Annotated in this window: 9 protein-coding genes; 8 read left to right on the plus strand and 1 reads right to left on the minus strand. The window is 33.8% G+C overall.

The genetic code is table 11. The features are described 5' to 3' along the window. Positions 1–8: 8 nt before the first annotated feature. Positions 9–2,888: a triple tyrosine motif-containing protein gene (locus ACE01P_RS16440; RefSeq protein ID WP_379699945.1), complete on the minus strand. Its 2,880-nt coding sequence runs from the start codon at positions 2,886–2,888 to the stop codon at positions 9–11. 344 nt (positions 2,889–3,232) lie between these two features. Here ACE01P_RS16440 and ACE01P_RS16445 point away from each other — a divergent pair, with 344 nt between their 5' ends. The 8 genes from ACE01P_RS16445 to ACE01P_RS16480 all read left to right on the plus strand — a co-directional run bounded on the left by ACE01P_RS16445 (position 3,233) and on the right by ACE01P_RS16480 (position 18,723). Continuing rightward, the gene (locus ACE01P_RS16445; RefSeq protein ID WP_379699948.1) at positions 3,233–6,463 is read left to right on the plus strand and encodes a SusC/RagA family TonB-linked outer membrane protein; all 3,231 of its coding nucleotides are present in this window, start codon (positions 3,233–3,235) and stop codon (positions 6,461–6,463) included. Between the two features lie 17 nt (positions 6,464–6,480). Further along, a complete protein-coding gene (locus tag ACE01P_RS16450) occupies positions 6,481–8,190 on the plus strand; it encodes a RagB/SusD family nutrient uptake outer membrane protein (RefSeq protein ID WP_379699951.1) in 1,710 nt (569 codons plus the stop codon). Positions 8,191–8,219: 29 nt separating this feature from the next. Further along, positions 8,220–9,023, plus strand: coding sequence for a hypothetical protein (locus tag ACE01P_RS16455; protein ID WP_379699954.1), 804 nt, complete (start codon positions 8,220–8,222; stop codon positions 9,021–9,023). A 1,028-nt stretch (positions 9,024–10,051) separates the two neighbouring features. Further along, entirely contained in the window at positions 10,052–13,162 is a 3,111-nt protein-coding gene (locus ACE01P_RS16460; protein WP_379699956.1) for a SusC/RagA family TonB-linked outer membrane protein, read from the plus strand. Between the two features lie 13 nt (positions 13,163–13,175). Further along, positions 13,176–14,684 carry a RagB/SusD family nutrient uptake outer membrane protein gene (locus ACE01P_RS16465; RefSeq protein WP_379699959.1) on the plus strand — a complete coding sequence of 503 codons (1,509 nt, stop codon included), beginning with the start codon at positions 13,176–13,178 and terminating at the stop codon, positions 14,682–14,684. Positions 14,685–14,712: 28 nt separating this feature from the next. After that, on the plus strand, positions 14,713–15,588 hold the full coding sequence (locus tag ACE01P_RS16470) for a hypothetical protein (RefSeq protein WP_379699961.1): 876 nt from the start codon (positions 14,713–14,715) through the stop codon (positions 15,586–15,588). A 150-nt stretch (positions 15,589–15,738) separates the two neighbouring features. Further along, positions 15,739–17,193, plus strand: a complete 1,455-nt coding sequence (locus ACE01P_RS16475; RefSeq protein ID WP_379699964.1) for a glycoside hydrolase family 30 beta sandwich domain-containing protein — start codon at positions 15,739–15,741, stop codon at positions 17,191–17,193. A gap of 87 nt (positions 17,194–17,280) precedes the next feature. Further along, complete coding sequence (locus ACE01P_RS16480) at positions 17,281–18,723, plus strand: glycoside hydrolase family 30 beta sandwich domain-containing protein (RefSeq protein WP_379699966.1); 1,443 nt, start codon at positions 17,281–17,283, stop codon at positions 18,721–18,723. Positions 18,724–18,746: the final 23 nt, after the last annotated feature.

The raw sequence follows: 18,746 nt of genomic DNA on the forward strand, positions 1-18,746 counted from the left end.
CTTTCTTTTTAAATACTCATTAAAAATCCAATTAGATTTTCTTTTTTATTTAGTCCTAATTTCTTTCTCAAACGATAACGAGCCAATTCAACTCCGCCTGTCGAAATATTCATAATTTCGGCTATTTCTTTCGTAGACATATTCATTAATAAATAGGTAGATAAGTCTAATTCTCTCGGAGAAATAGTTGGATATTGTCCTTTTAAACGCTTTAAAAACTCAAAATGAACGTTTTTAATGTGCTTTTCTAAGTCTTTCCAGCTCTTATCTGTATTTACTTCTTTAACAATGCTTTTATGCAGTTTACTAAACTCAGATTTGGTGGATTCATCTAAAATTCCAGTATCAATATCTTTCAGTTTATGAATGATTCCGTTCAAAACTTTATTCTTTTTTACAACTTGTAAAGAATTGTTTACTAGTTCTTTATCTTTAGCTAAGATTTTAATTTGAAGCTTGTCATTCTTCAGTTTTTCGATCTCTTTTTCCAAATCATGCTGTTCATGCCTGATTTTAGACTCTTTTTCAAGATATAATCTTCTCTGCTCAATTGTCTCGTAGTATCTATTTTTTCTAATCTTTAGCTTAATTCTAACCGAGATTAAATACGCAGCTAATAGAATGAGTACGAGGTAAAACAAATAAGCCAAAAAGTGTCTGTACCATGGCGGAGATACTGTAAATTCGACTTCGCTGATGCTTGATTCTATACCATAGCTGTTTCTGGCTCTTAATTTCATTACATAATTGCCTTCCCTCAAATTGGTATATTCTTTTATTGCTGTTGATGACCAGCCACGCCAATTTTCTTCAAAAGGTTCCAATTTGTATGAATACATCACATTTTCTTGATTCTCATATGTAGGCGATGCAAAAGTAAATTTGACACGGTTATATTTATATGGAATGCTGTATGAATCTAGTTTATTGGCCAAATTGCCTGTTAAAATAGTGTCTCCAGGATTTGTAAAGCTTTCAATAAAAGCTTTTGGTTTTGTCATGAATGTATTCGGTATTGTCGAGTTGTAATGTGCCAAACGGTCTGTCAATCCAATAAAAATGTTTTGTGGGTCTATGGTATTTACAGAAATGTAATTGTTTACCAAGTTTCCGGTTAAGTTGGAGAAAATGGCTTGTTTCTTTGCGAAAGTTCCATTTTTGTTCTTAACTAATACGCCAAGAGATTCATTAAATGCATACCAAAGATTGCCAGCAGGATCTTCAATTAAGGTATTGATAGTCGGAATTCCGTTAAATAAGTTGGTTATCTTTTTATCTTCAAAAAACGCTTCTTGCTCCACAGAATATCTGTAAAAATGGTTTTTCACTTGAAAATAAACTTTACCATTGATATTTTGGATACTATTTATTCCTTTGTACTTCTCAGAAATATTGACATGTTTTTTTATGAAATCAAATCGTTGTAAATCTTCTGAGAGCTTCACTTGATATAAAAAGGGGTTTTTCTTTAGCCATAAATAATTTGCATCTATTTCTACAGAAAAATTATTTGTGGTTTCATCAAATCCTTTTACTTGATGCAAGTAATCGTATCCAGTTGAAGAACGTTTGAAGACCGAAAACCCATTGTAGCTTTCGCCTATTATGTAGTTTTCGTGATCTGGTATTTTTTTAAATCCAAAATAACCTTTGTTATCAAGTATTTTAGATACTCTGTTGTTTTCAATAATCAAAGCACCGCTATTGCTGGCACATATTAATACATTATTTAGAACCTGAATATTCCAAACCTGAGAAATTGTTCCTTCAACTCTTGTAAACGGGCTGTCTTTGAAAGCACCTCCCCAAGGGTGATAAAACAATCCTTGGTTTGTGGCCACATAAAGATTTCCATTATACATCGTAGAGGCATATACAGTACCTATATTGTAGCTGTAGTCGAAATAAGAGAAAGGAGAATTTTCATTTATAAAGGTAATACCGTTATCTAATCCAAGCCAAATATTGTTTTTATTGTCTACAAAAGAAGCTAATATTGTGTTGTTCTGAATGCCTTTTTGACGATTTAAATGTTGAATTATTTTTCCGTTTAAATCGCAAATAATTGCCCCGTCTAATACAGAATTAAGTATTATAAATTTGTTTTTAATGATTGACCCGCCCAGAGAAGTATTCTTCTTGATAAATTCGTTGGCTTCTGTCGCCCATGGTTTGATAACGCCATTTTCTGAAACATAAAGGCCTTTTTCTAGAGTTGCATATAATAATCGGTTGTTTGACAGCGGGAAAAGAGACCAAATCTCCTTATCGTTAAAAACAGTAGTTCCTTTTATGGCGGTAAGTTTCCTGTTTTTATATTCAAGCACTCCAAGTGTTTTGTCTTGAAAATATAGACGATTGTTTACTAAAAATGAAAATTGAAATTTGTGTGGAGCAGTAAGTGTAGTGACTTTTTCATTTTTCAGAAAAAAAACTTTGCTAAAAGACTGAAAAATAACTTCTCCGTTAAAAATATGAATTCTCCAGATCAGATTGATGTTTTCTTTGTCTATTGGACTTAAAAGATTGTAGAGCGAGTGGTATTTTAATATTCCTTTTTCATCATTTTTAAAGTATCCAAATTCGTTATTTCCTCCAACAAATATCCTTCCTAATGCATCAATTTTTAAACTTCTAATTTCAGATTTGTTTGGTAAAGAGTATTTATGCCAGTTTGAACCATCAAATTGAATCAAACCGCTATTATTTGCAAAATATATGTTGCCATTTTTATCTTGATCAATACTCCAGTTTTGCGTTCCACCTTTATATTCTGATCTTTTGTAATTTTTTATATCTGGAATTCCAATATTTTTTACCTGCGAAAAACCCTTTATTTGTAAGAAAAATAATAAAATTAATATAATAGACCTAACTATGGATTTCATAAAATTTTAAATATATTTTTATTAGAAATGCGTTATTTTGATTTTAAATTGTTGATTTATCAATGATAATAAATCACGTTTTTTGAATTTTTTTTAAATTATAACGTAATAGTTGCCGTTATACTAATGTAATATACGTTTTTTTTAATTAACATTTTTATAACAAAATTTTCTAATAGCTAAAATACAGAAAATAAGTATTTTAAAAAATAAATGTTGTGTTTTTGTAGTGTGTTGATATTTAGTTTGAAGTGTTTTTGTAAAGAATTTTAATATGAATTTTTTCAGATTTAACATTATCATTGCATTAAATTACTAATTAATTAACCAAAATTTTTAGAAAAATGAAATTGACAAAATTATTTATTTTTTGTGTTTCGTCTTTACTGTTTTCAGTTGTCGCATTGGCTCAGGATGTGACAATAAATGGAATCATTAATGACGAAAGTGGATTACCCGTCCCAGGTGCGACGGTTTTAGTAAAGGGGACAACCAAAGCAACTGCTTCTGACTTTGATGGGAAATTTCAGATTAGTGCTCCCTCTAATGGAACTTTGACAATTAGTTTCGTTGGTTTTGAAACTGTAAATGAGGTAATAGGCGGAAGAACCAAGCTTACTATTGCTCTTAAAGCAGTATCTCAAAGTTTAAATGAAGTTGTGGTTATCGGTTATGGTACACAAAAGAAAGCTTTGATTACTGGTGCTTCTACAAACTTAAAGGGAGAAACACTAAAAGAATTGAACACTGGGTCGGCTATGGAGGCTCTTCAAGGTATTGCGCCAGGTATTAGTATCACAAGAAATAGTGGTTCACCGGGAGCTGGTACTAAAGTTGTAATCCGTGGTATCGGTACAATCGGAAATTCTAATCCATTGTATATAGTAGATGGAGTTGCTGTAGGAGATATAGATTACTTGAGCCCTTCAGATATTGAATCTATAGACGTTCTTAAAGATGCTGCTTCTGCAGCAATCTATGGTTCGAGGGCAGCAAATGGAGTTGTTTTGGTAACTACAGTTAAAGGACGTAAAGGAAGACCAGCTAGAATTTCTTATGATACTTATTTTGGAATTCAAAACATCTACAAAAATCTAGATCCTTTAAATGCACAAGAATATATGTACATTCAAGATGAAGGACGAGTTAACGACGGACTTGCGCCAAACGATTGGAAAGCGATGTTAACTAGTAATGACTGGCTAGAGAGAAATTATCCTGGAGCAGGAACTCAGTTAGGAAACGATATATGGAATAAACTGCAAAATGGATGGACAGGAACAAACTGGATAAATGAAATGTCTAAAAAAGACGCTCCAATAGTAAATCATTCTATTAATATCACAGGAGGATCTGAAGACATTACCTATTCATTTGGAGTTTCGTATTTTGATCAAGATGGTATCTTAGGTGGTAATATCGTAGATGCTGGATTTAAAAGATTGACTACAAGATTGAATACGCAAATGGTCTTGAAAAAGAATGATAGCCACAATATCATTACGATAGGAGAAAATTTAACGTATACAAATATTCAAAAACGCGATGTTTCTAACGGTAATATTTATGGTAATGATTTGCATAATGCTCTTACGCAAAACCCATTACAGCCTGCTTATTGGCAAACATCACTTGATAGAAATATTAGTGAATTCGGATTTACGCCTACATTAGACGGTTTAAATACAAACCAGACGAATCCTTTGGCGGTAATGTATTACAGAAGTAATTACAATTATCCAAAAGATCATAAAATTATAGGTAACGTATTTTTAGAGATTGAGCCAATTTCTAACTTAAGATTTAAAACGGTTTATGGAATTGATTCATGGTTTGGTTATAACAGAACAATGAACCCAACATACCATTTGGGAGTACTTTACAATGATGCAGTTGACGGTGCAACACAATCTCAGTATTTTGGTGCAAATTCAACATGGACGAACACTCTTTCGTATCAAAAACAAATTGGAAATCATAATATTAACGCTGTAATTGGTACAGAGTTATGGCAAAGAATTGTTGAAAATAATATTTACGGTTCAAGAAATGGTTTGTCATTTCCTAATGATCCAAAATATGCTTATTTAGACAATACGAAAAGCCCAAGTTCTATAGCAGATATTAATACCACAGGTTTTGATAAAGCTGCTGGTGGAGGTGCAATTATGTCTTATTTTGCACGTGCGCAGTATGATTATAAAGAAAAATACCTTCTTTCTGCTGTTATACGTCGTGACGGATCTTCTAATTTTGCCAAAGACTATCAATATGGTAATTTCCCGTCAGTGGCTGCTGGATGGGTTGTTAGCAAGGAGGATTTCATGGCAGGTACTTCAAAATACCTTAATTTCTTGAAGTTAAGAGCTAGCTGGGGACAAAATGGTAACCAATATACAGATTATGCTTTCTATTATACATCTAGTATTAAATATGCTTTCCCGGGTTACTTTTTTGGAGATACTAAACCGGTTTCTGGCCAAACTGCATATCCTGCATCAGTACCAAATCCTTCAGTTAGCTGGGAAACATCTGAACAGTTAGATTTAGGATTAGACGCAAGTTTTTTCAATTCAAGATTAGGAGTAACATTTGACTGGTATAAGAAAACAACTAGAGACTGGCTGGTTAAAGCACAGTTACCAGGAACTGCGGGTGCTGATGATCCTTACAAAAATGGAGGGGATATCGAAAATAAAGGTTTTGAACTTTCTTTATCTTGGAAAGATAAAGCTGGAGATTTTAAATATGGTGTAACGGTAAGTGGCGCTTTCAACAAAAATTTAGTTACAAGGATTGACAATGGAAATGGTATAATTAATGGCTTACCTCACGTTTTATCACAAGGAACTTCAGAAATTTCTAGAGCGCAAGTAGGTTATCCAATTGGATCTTTCTATGGTTTTAAAACAGCTGGAATTTTACAGAACCAACAAGAAGCAGATGCTTATGTAGGACCTACAGGTCAGCCGTATTTTAGTGACCAACGTCCTGGAGATGTTCGTTTTGTTGATCAAAATAACGATGGTGTTATTGATGAAAAAGACAAAGTAATTCTTGGAGATCCAAATGCAAATTTCCAATTAGGAATCCAGTTAAACTTCGAGTACAAAAATATTTATTTGAATACTACAATGGCTGGGAAATACGGTATGCAGGTAATGCAATCGTACAGATCATTTGCTGATAGTCCAAAACAAAACTATACTTCAGATGTATTTGATCGTTGGCACGGAGAGGGAACTTCAAACAAAATGCCTCGTTTAAGTTCTGTTTCAAATAGAAATACAAATTATATTTCTGATATCTACATGCACAATGCTGATTATTTGAGAATTAACAATTTAACAGTAGGTTATAATTTTAATGAATTATTGAAAGACATTAAATTTATTTCAAATCTTAAATTCTACGTTGCTGTAAATAACTTATACACATTTACAAAGTATGATGGTATGGATCCAGAAGTGCGTTGGGGAGGAGATAATACAAACTATTCATGGGCTTCGGGAGTAGATTTAGGTTTATATCCACAATCTAGAACAGTAATGTTTGGATTAAGTGCAGATTTCTAATAATTAAAACATTGAAAATGAAAAAATTAAGATATATAATAGCGATTTCAGCAATTTTTGCAGTGTATGGCTGTAATGATGAACTGGATACGGAGAACCTTTCAGAAAAGAGTTTAGAAAGTTTTTATAAATCTCCTACTGATATAGACGAAGCAATGGCAGGTATTTACAATGCTATCTATACAGCGAATGTTCATAGTGAAGAACAAGTAGCTGCAAACTTGATGGACAATATGATGTTTGGCGGAGGAGGTCCTGATGATAAATCTGCAAAATGGGTAGATAATTTTGAAGATCCTGCTGAAGATACCTATCGCGATATGTGGAGACAATCATATAACGGAATTTCGAGAGCAAATGCCATTATTGAAAAAGTTCCAACTGCAGATTTTTCTAAGTATTTTGATACACCACAACAAGCAGATGAGTTTAAAAAGCAAGCGCTTGGAGAGGCTTTGTTTATGAGAGCTTTCTTTTACTTCAGATTAGCAAAATTCTTTGGCGGAGTGCCATTGGTTATAAAATATGATGGAGATAGATTAGTTGCTAGATCAACTTACAGTGAGACATTCGCACAAATCGCATCTGATTTAAAACTAGCTATCGAAACTATGCCTTCTACACCGTTTCCAAGCATTCCGACTGCAAGATATGGTCATGCTAATAAATGGGTTGCAGAAGCATATATGGGGCGTGTATTTTTGTTTTATACAGGTTACATGAGCAACATCGAAAAGCAAGCAACGACAGATTTGCCTCTTGTTGAAGGCGGTGCTTTAACAGCAACACAAGTTGGGGCTTATTTAGATGATTGTATCAATAATAGTGGTTATAAGCTAGCATCTGATTTTAGAAATCTTTGGCCATATTCTTATGTAAATAAAAGTGCAAAAAGTGACACTGTACTGCCTTGGGCAGCAACAGAAGGTTTATCATGGGTAGGTCAAGATGGCGCTACACCAACATTTGGAACAGGAAACTTTGAAACGATGTTTATGCAAAGATATTCTTTTGGTAACTGGGATTGGACAAATGGTCAAAGTTATACTAATAGACTTGCTCTGTTTAATTCATTGCGTGGCAACTCATTAGCACCTTTTGGAGAAGGTTGGGGATGGTGTACTGTAAACCCAAAATTATTTACAGGATGGGATGATGCCGATCCAAGAAAGAGAGGTTCTATACTTGAAGTAGGTAAAGCAGAACAAGGAACTGCTAGTTATGCACCAGATAAAGGAGATCATGAAACAGGGTATTTTAATAAAAAATATGTTTCATTACAGCACGATAATGGTAAAGGATCAAATGTTGGAATGTTTGTTCAGATGTATGATTGGAAAATTACTGATATGCAGTTAATGCATGCTCAAGACTTTATTTTCATGCGTTTTGCTGATGTATTATTAATGCATTCTGAAATTACTAAAACACCAGAAGGTATGAATGCAGTAAGGCTTAGAGCTAATCTAGGGCCAGTTGGCTATTCTCTTGATAATATCAAAACAGAGCGTTTGCATGAATTAGCTTTCGAAGGATTACATTGGTTTGACTTAGTTCGTTGGGGTGATGTTGATACTGCTTTTAATGATGTAATTCAAGTTAGAAACTCTGGTGTTACTGCTAATTATAGTGTAAAATACAGATCTGAAACTAAAGGGTTAGTTCCGATTCCTGAAACTGAAGTGAGACTATTAAATGGAGTTTACAATCAAAATCCAGGTTGGTAATATTTTAATAACTATTAATAATTAGAAAGATGAAAATTCATAATATAAAATATTTACTAATTGCTGTCTTTATGCTGATTTTTTCAGCGTGTGATCCAATTGTAGATGAACAACATTTGGCGGATTCAACCGATGTTGCCGGAGTCGAATTAGTAGCTACTCAATCTCCTCCAGGAGGTAATAAAATTACGCTTAGCATGAATACACCTGGAGTTACAGGTTATTGGGACTATGGTTTAGACAAATCACTAACGAATGAGACAACTATTGTTTATCCAATTCCAGGTAAATCGACTTTTACTTTTGTTGGAACTTTAGGAGCTACGTTTTTTACAAAGACTATTGATGTTCAGGTCGACAGGATTGATACACGTTTAGATCAAGATTGGTATGATTTAGTAAGTGAGAACACATCTGCTGGTAAAACATGGGTTTTTGATGGTGTTGGAGGAGATGGTGGACATTGGTGGTATATGTCTCCAGACATAGCCAATGGAGGTAAAGATAAATGGGATGTAGTTTGGTGGAATGCCGGTGGTTCTGGGGATAAAGTGCCTGTTGATGTTGATGGAAAAATGCATTTTGACCTTAACGGAGCAGCAAACTATAATCATTATGAAACAAAAACAGCTACGCCTACAAAAGGTGCTTTTAAACTAGATATTAAGAATAAGTTATTGACCATTTCCAATTCTAAAATGTTAGGATATGAAGCAGGTAATGCAGATGGCATATATGAAGTTATTGAGCTTACTGAAACTAGACTAGTTCTTCATTTAAGCAATAATGATGCAAATAAAACAGGTTGGACTTTTATTTTTAAACCTGAATAAAAATATTTTGTGTTAGTTATTTCGAAAAAGGAAGACTAAAAAATTCCTTTTTCGAATTTCAAACATTTTATGCTTCATTCTAAAATGAAGCATATTTAAGATTTAAACTATGGTTAGTTTAAGTTAAGTTTATTGCCTGGTTTAGCCCATAATTTCGATTATGGGCTATTTTTTTTGCCTTATTATGACTTGAATTATTTGTTGATGAAACTACTCAAATATAGCCGTAAAATGTGATTATAAATTTAGAAATACATTCTTTCATTCGATTTCTAAGGCATATTCCAATAAATTCTCTTCCCATCTTTGTTTAAAGTAGTATTGACGGATCTAACATGTGAAATTATAGCGCTTTTAATGCCTTTAAAGCTTTTGTAATGTTCTCTTCGATTTTTTCTTTCTCTATCACTATAAATCGTTTAAAGCCCTTAAAAACGCTTTGGACAAAGCCAGAATTTAAGGATTAGATTTTCATCTAAAAATGGACGTATTCATCATTTTGTGCCAAAAATGACGTTTTTTCCATTTTTCAGGGTGCTAATTTTCAGTTTTTATGCTTGAAAAAACCTTTAAAAGAGCGTAATTTCTTGTAAAATTTTACAAAATAAGTTTTTTCTTATAGCAAAAATAATTATGGATAATGTAAAAAAAGTAGGGTAAAAAAATGATATTCTTTATTTTTTATGTTTTATAAAAAATGATGGTTTTTTATGTCTAATTATTTATATAATAACGATTTACAACGTAATAGTAGGCACTATCACGTTGTAGTTTTGATAATTTTTAGTAAAGTATTCTTCTGAAAATATCATGTAGTGTTATTTTTTTAAATTAACTTTTCTTTAGTACTATTTTTTGTTTTTTTAAATATTTAAAAATCAATAATTTATGTTTTTTTTGATGTGTTTTTATAATATTATTTTTTTCTTTTTGATGTGTTTTTGTAATGACTTATGAGTGTGAAAAGTAAAAATTTAGTTTTAGTATTGCATCAAATTACTAATTAATTAACCAAAATTTTTAGAAAAATGAAATTAACAAAATTACTTGTTTTTTGTATTTCATCTTTGTTATTCTCGGTTATAGCTGTGGCTCAGGATGTCACAGTAAATGGAATGATTAAAGATGAAACTGGTATGCCTGTTCCAGGTGCAACAATTTTATTAAAAGGTACTACTAAATCTACTGCGTCAGACTTTGACGGAAAGTTCCAGATGCAAGTACCTTCAAACGGATCATTAACAGTTACGTTTATTGGTTACGCTACAGTAACAGAAGCAATAAACGGAAGAACAAAAATTACTATTCAATTAAAACCAGAATCACAATCTTTAAATGAGGTTGTAGTTGTTGGATACGGTACTCAAAAGAAATCTGTTGTAACTGGAGCTATTTCTAGTGTAAAAGCAGCGGACCTTGAGAAAGTACCAAACGGAAGAGTTGAGCAGTCTTTACAAGGTAGAGTAGCAGGGGTTTCTGTTGCAGCTACTTCCGGAAGTCCTGGTGCAGCTTCTAAAGTTCGTGTAAGAGGTATCACTACTTTTAGAGAAGGTGGAAATGATCCTTTATGGGTAGTTGACGGAATTGCTATTGATGCTGGTGCAGTTGGTTTTATCAATCAATCTGATATTGAGTCTATCGAGGTGCTTAAAGATGCTGCTTCTGCTGCAATCTATGGTACTCGTGCTGCTACTGGGGTTATTTTAGTAACTACTAAAAAAGGAAAATCTGGAAAAATTTCTGTGAACTATAACGGTTTTGCAGGTATTTCTGCTCCAGCTAAAAGATTAGATATGTTGAATGCTACTCAGTATGCAACTATCATGAATGAAAAGTCTTTAAATGATGGTGGCGCTATTAAATATGCAAACCCAGCAGCTTTTGGAAAAGGTACAGATTGGCAGGATGCAATTTTTAATGACTCTGCTTTCAGATACACACATGAATTAAGCATTAGCGGTGGTGGTGAAAAATCTACTTTCTACGCTTCATTCGGAATTCAAGATCAACAAGGTATTGTTGTGACAGATATTTCTAACTATACAAAGAAAAACTTCCGATTAAACTCAACACACAAAATTTCTAATTATTTTACTTTCGGACAGACTTTTGGATACACACACCAAAAAACTAAAGGAATTGGTAACGTAAACAATGAGTTTGGTGGACCTTTAAGCTCTGCTATTAACTTAGATCCGCTTACTCCACTTGTAGTTACTGATCCTGCTGTTGCAAACTCAGGTTACTACACAAACCCAAATGTTGTTAGAGATGCAAACGGTAATCCTTACGGAATTTCTTCTTTAGTGCAACAAGAGATGACAAACCCTCTAGCTTATACTCAAACTAGATTAGGAGGATTTGACTGGTCAGACGATTTTGTTGGTAATGCTTATTTAGAGGCCAACATCACTAGTCATTTAAAATTTAGAACAACACTTGGTGGTAAGTTAGCTTACTGGGGGAATGAAATGTTTACTCCGGTTAACTTCTTAAACCCAAACATGAAAGCTGACAGAAATAACTACAACCAAAATAATGAAAAAGCGCTTTCTTGGACTTTAGAAAACACTTTGTCTTATGCTAACAAATTTGGAGAGCATAATGTAAGTGTTTTAGCTGGACAGGGTGCTTATGTAGAAAATATTGGTAGCACTATCGGAACAACAATGTTTGGTCTTCCAATTACAAGTTACAAAGATGCTTCTTGGAATTTTGATATTCCTCAAGCTGATAGAACAACAAGAACAAGCGATAAAGTAGAACACAAGTTGGCTTCATTGTTTTTACGTGCTAACTACGATTACATGGAGAAATATCTTTTCACTGGAATCGTTCGTCGTGATGGATCAACTCGTTTTGGTGAAAACAATAAATTTGGAGTTTTCCCTTCATTCTCTTTAGGATGGGTAGTTTCTAAAGAAGGCTTCTGGAAAGAAAACAATGTGGTAAACACTTTAAAATTCCGTGGAGGTTATGGAGTTGTAGGTAATGATAATATCGAAGAATTTAAATATAGAGCTACGGTTGTAGGAGGTTACAATTATACTATTGGAAATGGTGGAAGCATTACAACAGGATACGGAAACTCTACTTTGCCAAATGCAAACTTAGGATGGGAAGAAACATCTCAAACTACTGTAGGTCTTGATGCAAAATTATTCAATGATTTTTCTCTTACACTTGATTATTTCAAAAAATCAACAAAAGGAATCTTAAGAAACGTTGTAATTCCTGGATATGTTGGAGCAACTGATGCACCTTCTGCTAACATTGCAGATATGGACAATAAAGGTTTTGAGGTTGAATTAGGTTACAAGAAAAGACTTGGAGACTTTAATTTAGGAGTTAATGCAAACTTTGCTTACTTGAAAAACGAAATTACTTATGTAGGATCATCTACTAATTTCATTGTTGGAGATGCTACTTTCCAATCTATGGGACCTGTAACTAGAACACAAGTTGGACATTCATTTAACGAATTCTACGGATTTAAAACAGCTGGAATTTTCCAAAATGAGGCTGAAGTTGCTGCTTACAAAAATGCAAATGGAGGTTTAATTCAGCCAAATGCTAGACCTGGAGATTTCCGTTGGGTAGATTCTAATGGTGATGGAGCTATTACTGATGATGATAAACAATTCTTAGGAACAAATATTCCTAAATATACTTTTGGTTTCACAGTAAACTTAGACTACAAAAACTTCGACTTTATGGCATTTACTCAAGGAGCTGCGGGAAGCAAAATTTTCCAAGGTTTAAGAAGATTAGATGTACTTAATGCAAACTACCAAACTAAAGCTTTAGAGCGTTGGGTTGGAGAAGGAACTTCAAACGATTACCCAAGATTGACAAATAATGACCCAAATAAAAACTACACTAACATGTCTGATTTTTACTTGGAAGATGGAGCTTATTTCCGTTTAAAAGTAGTAACTCTTGGATACACAATGCCAGCTAGTTTATCATCTAAAATTGGAGCAGATAAATTACGTTTTTATCTAACAGGAGAAAACTTAATCACTTTTACAAAATACACTGGATTTGATCCAGAAATTGGAGGCCAAGTTTTTGGTATAGACAAGGGAGTTTACCCGCAAGCAAGATCTATTTTGTTTGGAGTTAACGTTCAATTTTAAAAAATAAAGAATCATGAAAACGATAAAATTTAAATATATATATGTGGCTGTGGCATTGGCTGTTCTAGGCTCTTGCTCTGAAGATTTTGTGACCACTAACCCTGAAGGAAAATTTGACACAAGTACGTATTTTTCTAATGAACAGCAATGTTACGCTGCTTTGGTTGGAGTTTACGATCCATTGAGAAAAAATACAGGTGGTTTTGAAAATTTAGTAGCATTGCTAAATGCTGGTTCTGATGATTTTTATGCTGGTGGAGGTAGTTCTACAGATGGAACTGGAATTCAAAATTTCTCTACACACTCACTTTCTTCAATTACTATTCCAGCAAGTTACTGGAACGATCATTACCAAGGTATTTCTAGAGCAAATCTTTTATTGTTTAAGTTGCCAGATGCTAGTATGGATGGTGGAGTTAGAAAGAGATTTGCAGCAGAAGCTAAGACATTACGTGCGTTTTACTATTTTAATTTAGTAAGAATGTTCAAAAACATTGCTTTAGTTTTAGAGCCATTAACTACAGAAACAATTTACAATCCTGAACAAGTTGCACCAGAGGTAATTTATGCTCAAATCGAAAAAGATTTAACAGAAGCTATTGCAGATTTGCCAAATACTGTAGCTGCAGATACTGAATCAGGAAGATTTAACAAAGGAGCAGCTCAGGCTCTTTTAGGAAAAGTGCTTTTATTTGAAGGTAAAAAACCTCAAGCAGCGGCAGTTCTTGCGGAAGTAAATGGTACTCCAGGAGCGGTAAATCAATATGGAAATAAATTATTGGATAATTTTAGCGACTTATGGGTAACTTCAAATAAATTCAACGAAGAATCAATAATCGAAGTATCGCACAGTAGCGCTGGTAACTCTGATTGGACATTCTGGGGACAAGGTAAAGACGAAGGAAACTCTTTAAACATCATGGTTGGACCTAGAGGATATTCTAGACCAAAAGGTTCTGATGCACCAGATCTTCCAGCAGGATGGGCTTTCAACGTTGCAACTCAAAAATTATATGATGCAATGCAAGGCGATCCACGTTTAGGAGCTACAATTCTTGACTTAAAAGCATTAAAAGCTGCAGGTAAAGCAGATTATATCCCAGCTTACCAAGATACTGGATTTTTCTTAAACAAATATCTTCCAAGACAGTCAGATGTTAGTACTGGTGGAGGTAACTCAGAGTTGAACTACAAACAAAACTCTTATGTAATCAGACTTGCAGATACTTACTTAATGGAAGCAGAAGCTTTAGGTTCTGGACCAAGAGCACAAGCGTTACTTGATGCAGTTAGAGAGAGAGTTGGATTAGGTTCTGTTCCTGTAACATTAGAGGCTATTAAACATGAAAGAAGAATGGAATTAGCAGGTGAAGGACATAGATTCTTTGATTTAGTAAGATGGGGAGATGCAGCAGCAGCATTATCTGATAGAGGTTTTGATGCTGGAACAGACGAGATTTTACCAATTCCGTACACAGAACTTAACGGTACTAAATTGAAACAAAATCCTAATTACCAATAGTATTTACTAATAACCAAAACAAAAAGAAATGAACCTAAATATATATTTTAGAAAAAGTGTATACCTAATGCTAGCTTTAGCATTAGGAACACTAAACAGCTGTAGTGAAGAAGTTAATGAGAATCCGCTTGTAGCTACAAATGTTGACGCTTCGTTTACTATAACACCAGTTGCAGGAGCTATGAATACTTATCTTCTAACCGCGCAACCTAAAGGAGTTATTGTTTCGCATTGGGATACTGGTGATGGTGCAAGTCCAGGAAAAATGAATCAAGTGATTTCTTTACCTGATGCAGGAACTTACACAGTTACGCATACAGCTTATGGAGCAGGAGCAGCTACTGGAACTTCTTCTCAACAGATTGTGGTTGCACAAACAGACCCTGCAAAAGGAAACTTAGTGCAAGGAGGGAATTTTGCAACAGCTGCAGATCAAGCTAAATGGACTAGTGCACAATTAAGCCCATCAGGTGCTGCTTTTTGGTCTTACAGCGCCAACGGTGCTACAATTCATTTGCCAGGCGGAGGTGCTCAAGAAGGTATTTATCAAGCTATCGAAGTTGTAAAAGATAGAGAGTACACAATCGATATGACAATTTCTTGCCCTAGTGGTTTAGATGAGACTTGGTTTGAAGTATACGCTGGTAAAACAGCGCCAGTTCTAGGTACTGAGTATAAAGAAAACAGAGTTATGGGAATAAGTACTTGGGATGGTTGCGGAAAAGCTAAATTTTCTGGAAGATTATCTGGAGTTGGATGTGTGAAAAATGATGCAACGAAAACAGTTTCTAATGTAGTTAAATTCTCTGAAAATGGTACAATATATCTTGTAATTAGATCTGGAAGTAATAAAACAGGTAATGAACCAATTACAATTAAAAAGGTTGAGTTCAGAGGAAAATAAAAAGTTAAGTTAAGTTTAAGTTTAAGTTTGGTTGTAAATAGCCCATAATCATTATGAGTATGGGCTATTTTTTAAATCCTTCAAAAGGGTAGAACTCATTTTTTTGATTTCTTCTAAACTTCAATTTTAAAACATAATAATTAGAAGCGAATGAAAAAAAATAGCCTAAAAATTATATGCCTTTTGTTTTCTGCTGCAGCTTTTGCACAACAGCCAAAAACAAAAAAAGAGTTTACAACCGACGGAAAAAAAATAACCGTTTATACTACAGCAGAGAACTCTAAGTTACGATTAACTACTACAGATAATTTGACTTTTTCTGTCGCAAAACAACCTCTGGAAACCGAAACTTCTATTTTCGTACAACCATCTAAAAAGTTTCAGACTTTTATGGGAATAGGTGGTGCTATTACAGATGCTAGCGCCGAAATATTTGCTAAACTTTCAAAAGAAAAACAAGCAGAATTTTTAAATGCTTACTACGATCAGCAAAAAGGTATTGGCTATTCTTTGCTAAGAACAACGATTCAAAGTTCTGATTTTAGCAGTGGAAGCTATTCTTATATCGAAGAAGGAGATAAAGATCTGAAGACTTTTTCTATTGATCACGACAAGCAATTTCGTATTCCTTTAATCAAACAAGCTATTCAAAAAGCAGGTGGAAAATTGACAACTTATGTTGCGCCATGGTCTCCAAATGCTTTTATGAAAAGTAATAAAAATGTATTAAAAGGAGGAACTTTACTTCCTGAATACTACCAGACTTGGGCTAACTTTTATGTAAAATTTATTAAAGCTTACGAAAAAGAAGGAATTCCGATTTGGGGAACTTCTACTCAAAATGAACCAATGGCGGTTCAAACTTGGGAATCTTGTATTTACACAGCTGAAGCAGAAAGAGATTTCATCAAAAATTATCTTGGCCCAACTTTGAAAAAAGAAAATCTTGGCGATAAAAAAATTATCGTTTGGGATCATAACCGTGATTTGATGAATTACCGTGCCAATGTAATTTATTCAGATCCTGAAGCATCAAAATATGTTTGGGGAATGGGATTTCACTGGTACGAAACTTGGTCAGGCGGTGCGCCGATGTTTGATAATGTAGGCAAAGTAAATGAAGCTTATCCAGATAAAAAACTGATGTTTACTGAAGGTTGTATCGAAAAATTTGACGCTTCGAAATATCAATTTTGGGGTAATGCAGAACGTTACGGAATCAATATGATTAATGATTTTAATAACGGAACTGTGGCTTGGACAGATTGGAATATTCTTTTAGACCAAAACGGAGGCCCTAATCATGTTGGAAATTTCTGTTTTGCACCAATTCATGCAGATACGACAACAGGAGAATTAATTTACACTCCATCTTATTATTACATTGGACACTTTTCAAAGTTCATTCGCTTAAATGCTGTTCGCGTAAGCACAGCTGCAAGCAAAAGCGCTTTATTAAGCACATCTTTTTTAAATGCTGATGGAACAATGGCAACTATTGTCATGAACCAATCAGCAAATGATCTTACATACAATTTAATTATTGGTGATAAAAAGGCAGAAGTAAAAATTCCGCCTCATGCTATACAAACACTTGTTTACTAATATTTTGTTAGAAGTAATGAAGAAGGCTAATTTGAATTAGTTATTAGCCTTCTATTTACTTTACCTTAAAACTGTTTATAGAACAATATGAAAGTTACAACTCCAATATTGCTATTAACCTTTGCCTTTATTCAATTAAGCTGTTTTAATTCACAAATAATAGCTCAAAAAAATAATAAAATAAAGGTTTTTACTACTGCCGAAAATACAAACTGGAAATTGTCATTATCAAATGATTTAATTTCAAACAACACACAAAAAATAGCAACAGTATCAATTGCTGTAAATACTAAAAAAACAGACCAAACCTTCCTCGGAATCGGAGGTGCAATTACAGATGCAAGCGCAGAAGTTTTCGCAAAATTATCGCCTAAAAAACAGCAGGAATTCTTAACTGCTTATTACGATAAAAATAAAGGAATTGGTTATTCTTTAGCTAGAACAAACATTCACAGCTGCGATTTCAGCAGTGACAGCTATACTTATGTTTCTGAAGGAGACAAAGAATTAAAGACTTTTAATATAAACCACGATCGCAAATATAGAATTCCTTTAATCAAAAAAGCAATTGAAACAGCCGGCGGAAAACTAACTTTATTTGTCAGTCCTTGGAGTCCCCCAGCTTTCATGAAAGACAATAATGATATTTTGCACGGCGGCGTTTTATTGCCTGAATTTGCTCCAGCTTGGGCATTGTATTATACGAAGTTCATAAAGGAATACGAAAAAGAAGAAATTCCGATCTGGGGATTGACAGTTCAGAACGAACCAATGGCGAGACAAAGTTGGGAATCTTGCATTTACACTCCGGAAGCAGAAAGAGATTTTCTTAAAAATAACCTTGGGCCAACTTTAGAAAAAGAAGGATTGGGTTCTAAAAAAGTTATTATTTGGGATCATAATCGTGGAGATATGCTAACCAAAAGAGCTAATCTTGTTTTTTCAGATCCTGAGGTTTCTAAATATGCTTGGGGAATTGGATTTCACTGGTATGAAACTTGGAACGGAGGCCCTCCTCAATTCGAATCTGTAGCAGAAGTTCACGAAGCTTTTCCAAATAAAAATCTGCTTTTTACAGAAGGCTGTATCGAAAAGTTTGATGCTTCAAAATATCAGTTTTGGGGAAATGCAGAGCGTTACGGAATCAATATGATTAATGATTTTAATAACGGAACAGTAGGTTGGACAGACTGGAATATTCTTTTAGACCAAAAAGGAGGTCCAAATCATGTTGGAAATTTCTGTTTCGCACCGATTCATGCTGACATAACAAAAGATGAATTAATCTACACGCCAATGTATTATTATATTGGACATTTCTCAAAATTCATTAGACCAAATGCAAAAAGAGTAATAGAAACCATAAGCAACAAATCGTTGTTAAGTACTTCTTTTAAAAATGCTAACGGACAATTGATTACCGTAGTAATGAATCAATCTGAAAAAGAGATTGTTTATTCGCTAGAAAATCAAACGGAAAAAACCACAATTACAATTCCGGCACACGCTATACAGACAATTGTATATTAATTGTCAACTAACTAAATAACCAC

Origin of the sequence: Flavobacterium sp. HJSW_4 (genome assembly GCF_042436695.1) — a bacterium.
Taxonomy (GTDB): domain Bacteria; phylum Bacteroidota; class Bacteroidia; order Flavobacteriales; family Flavobacteriaceae; genus Flavobacterium.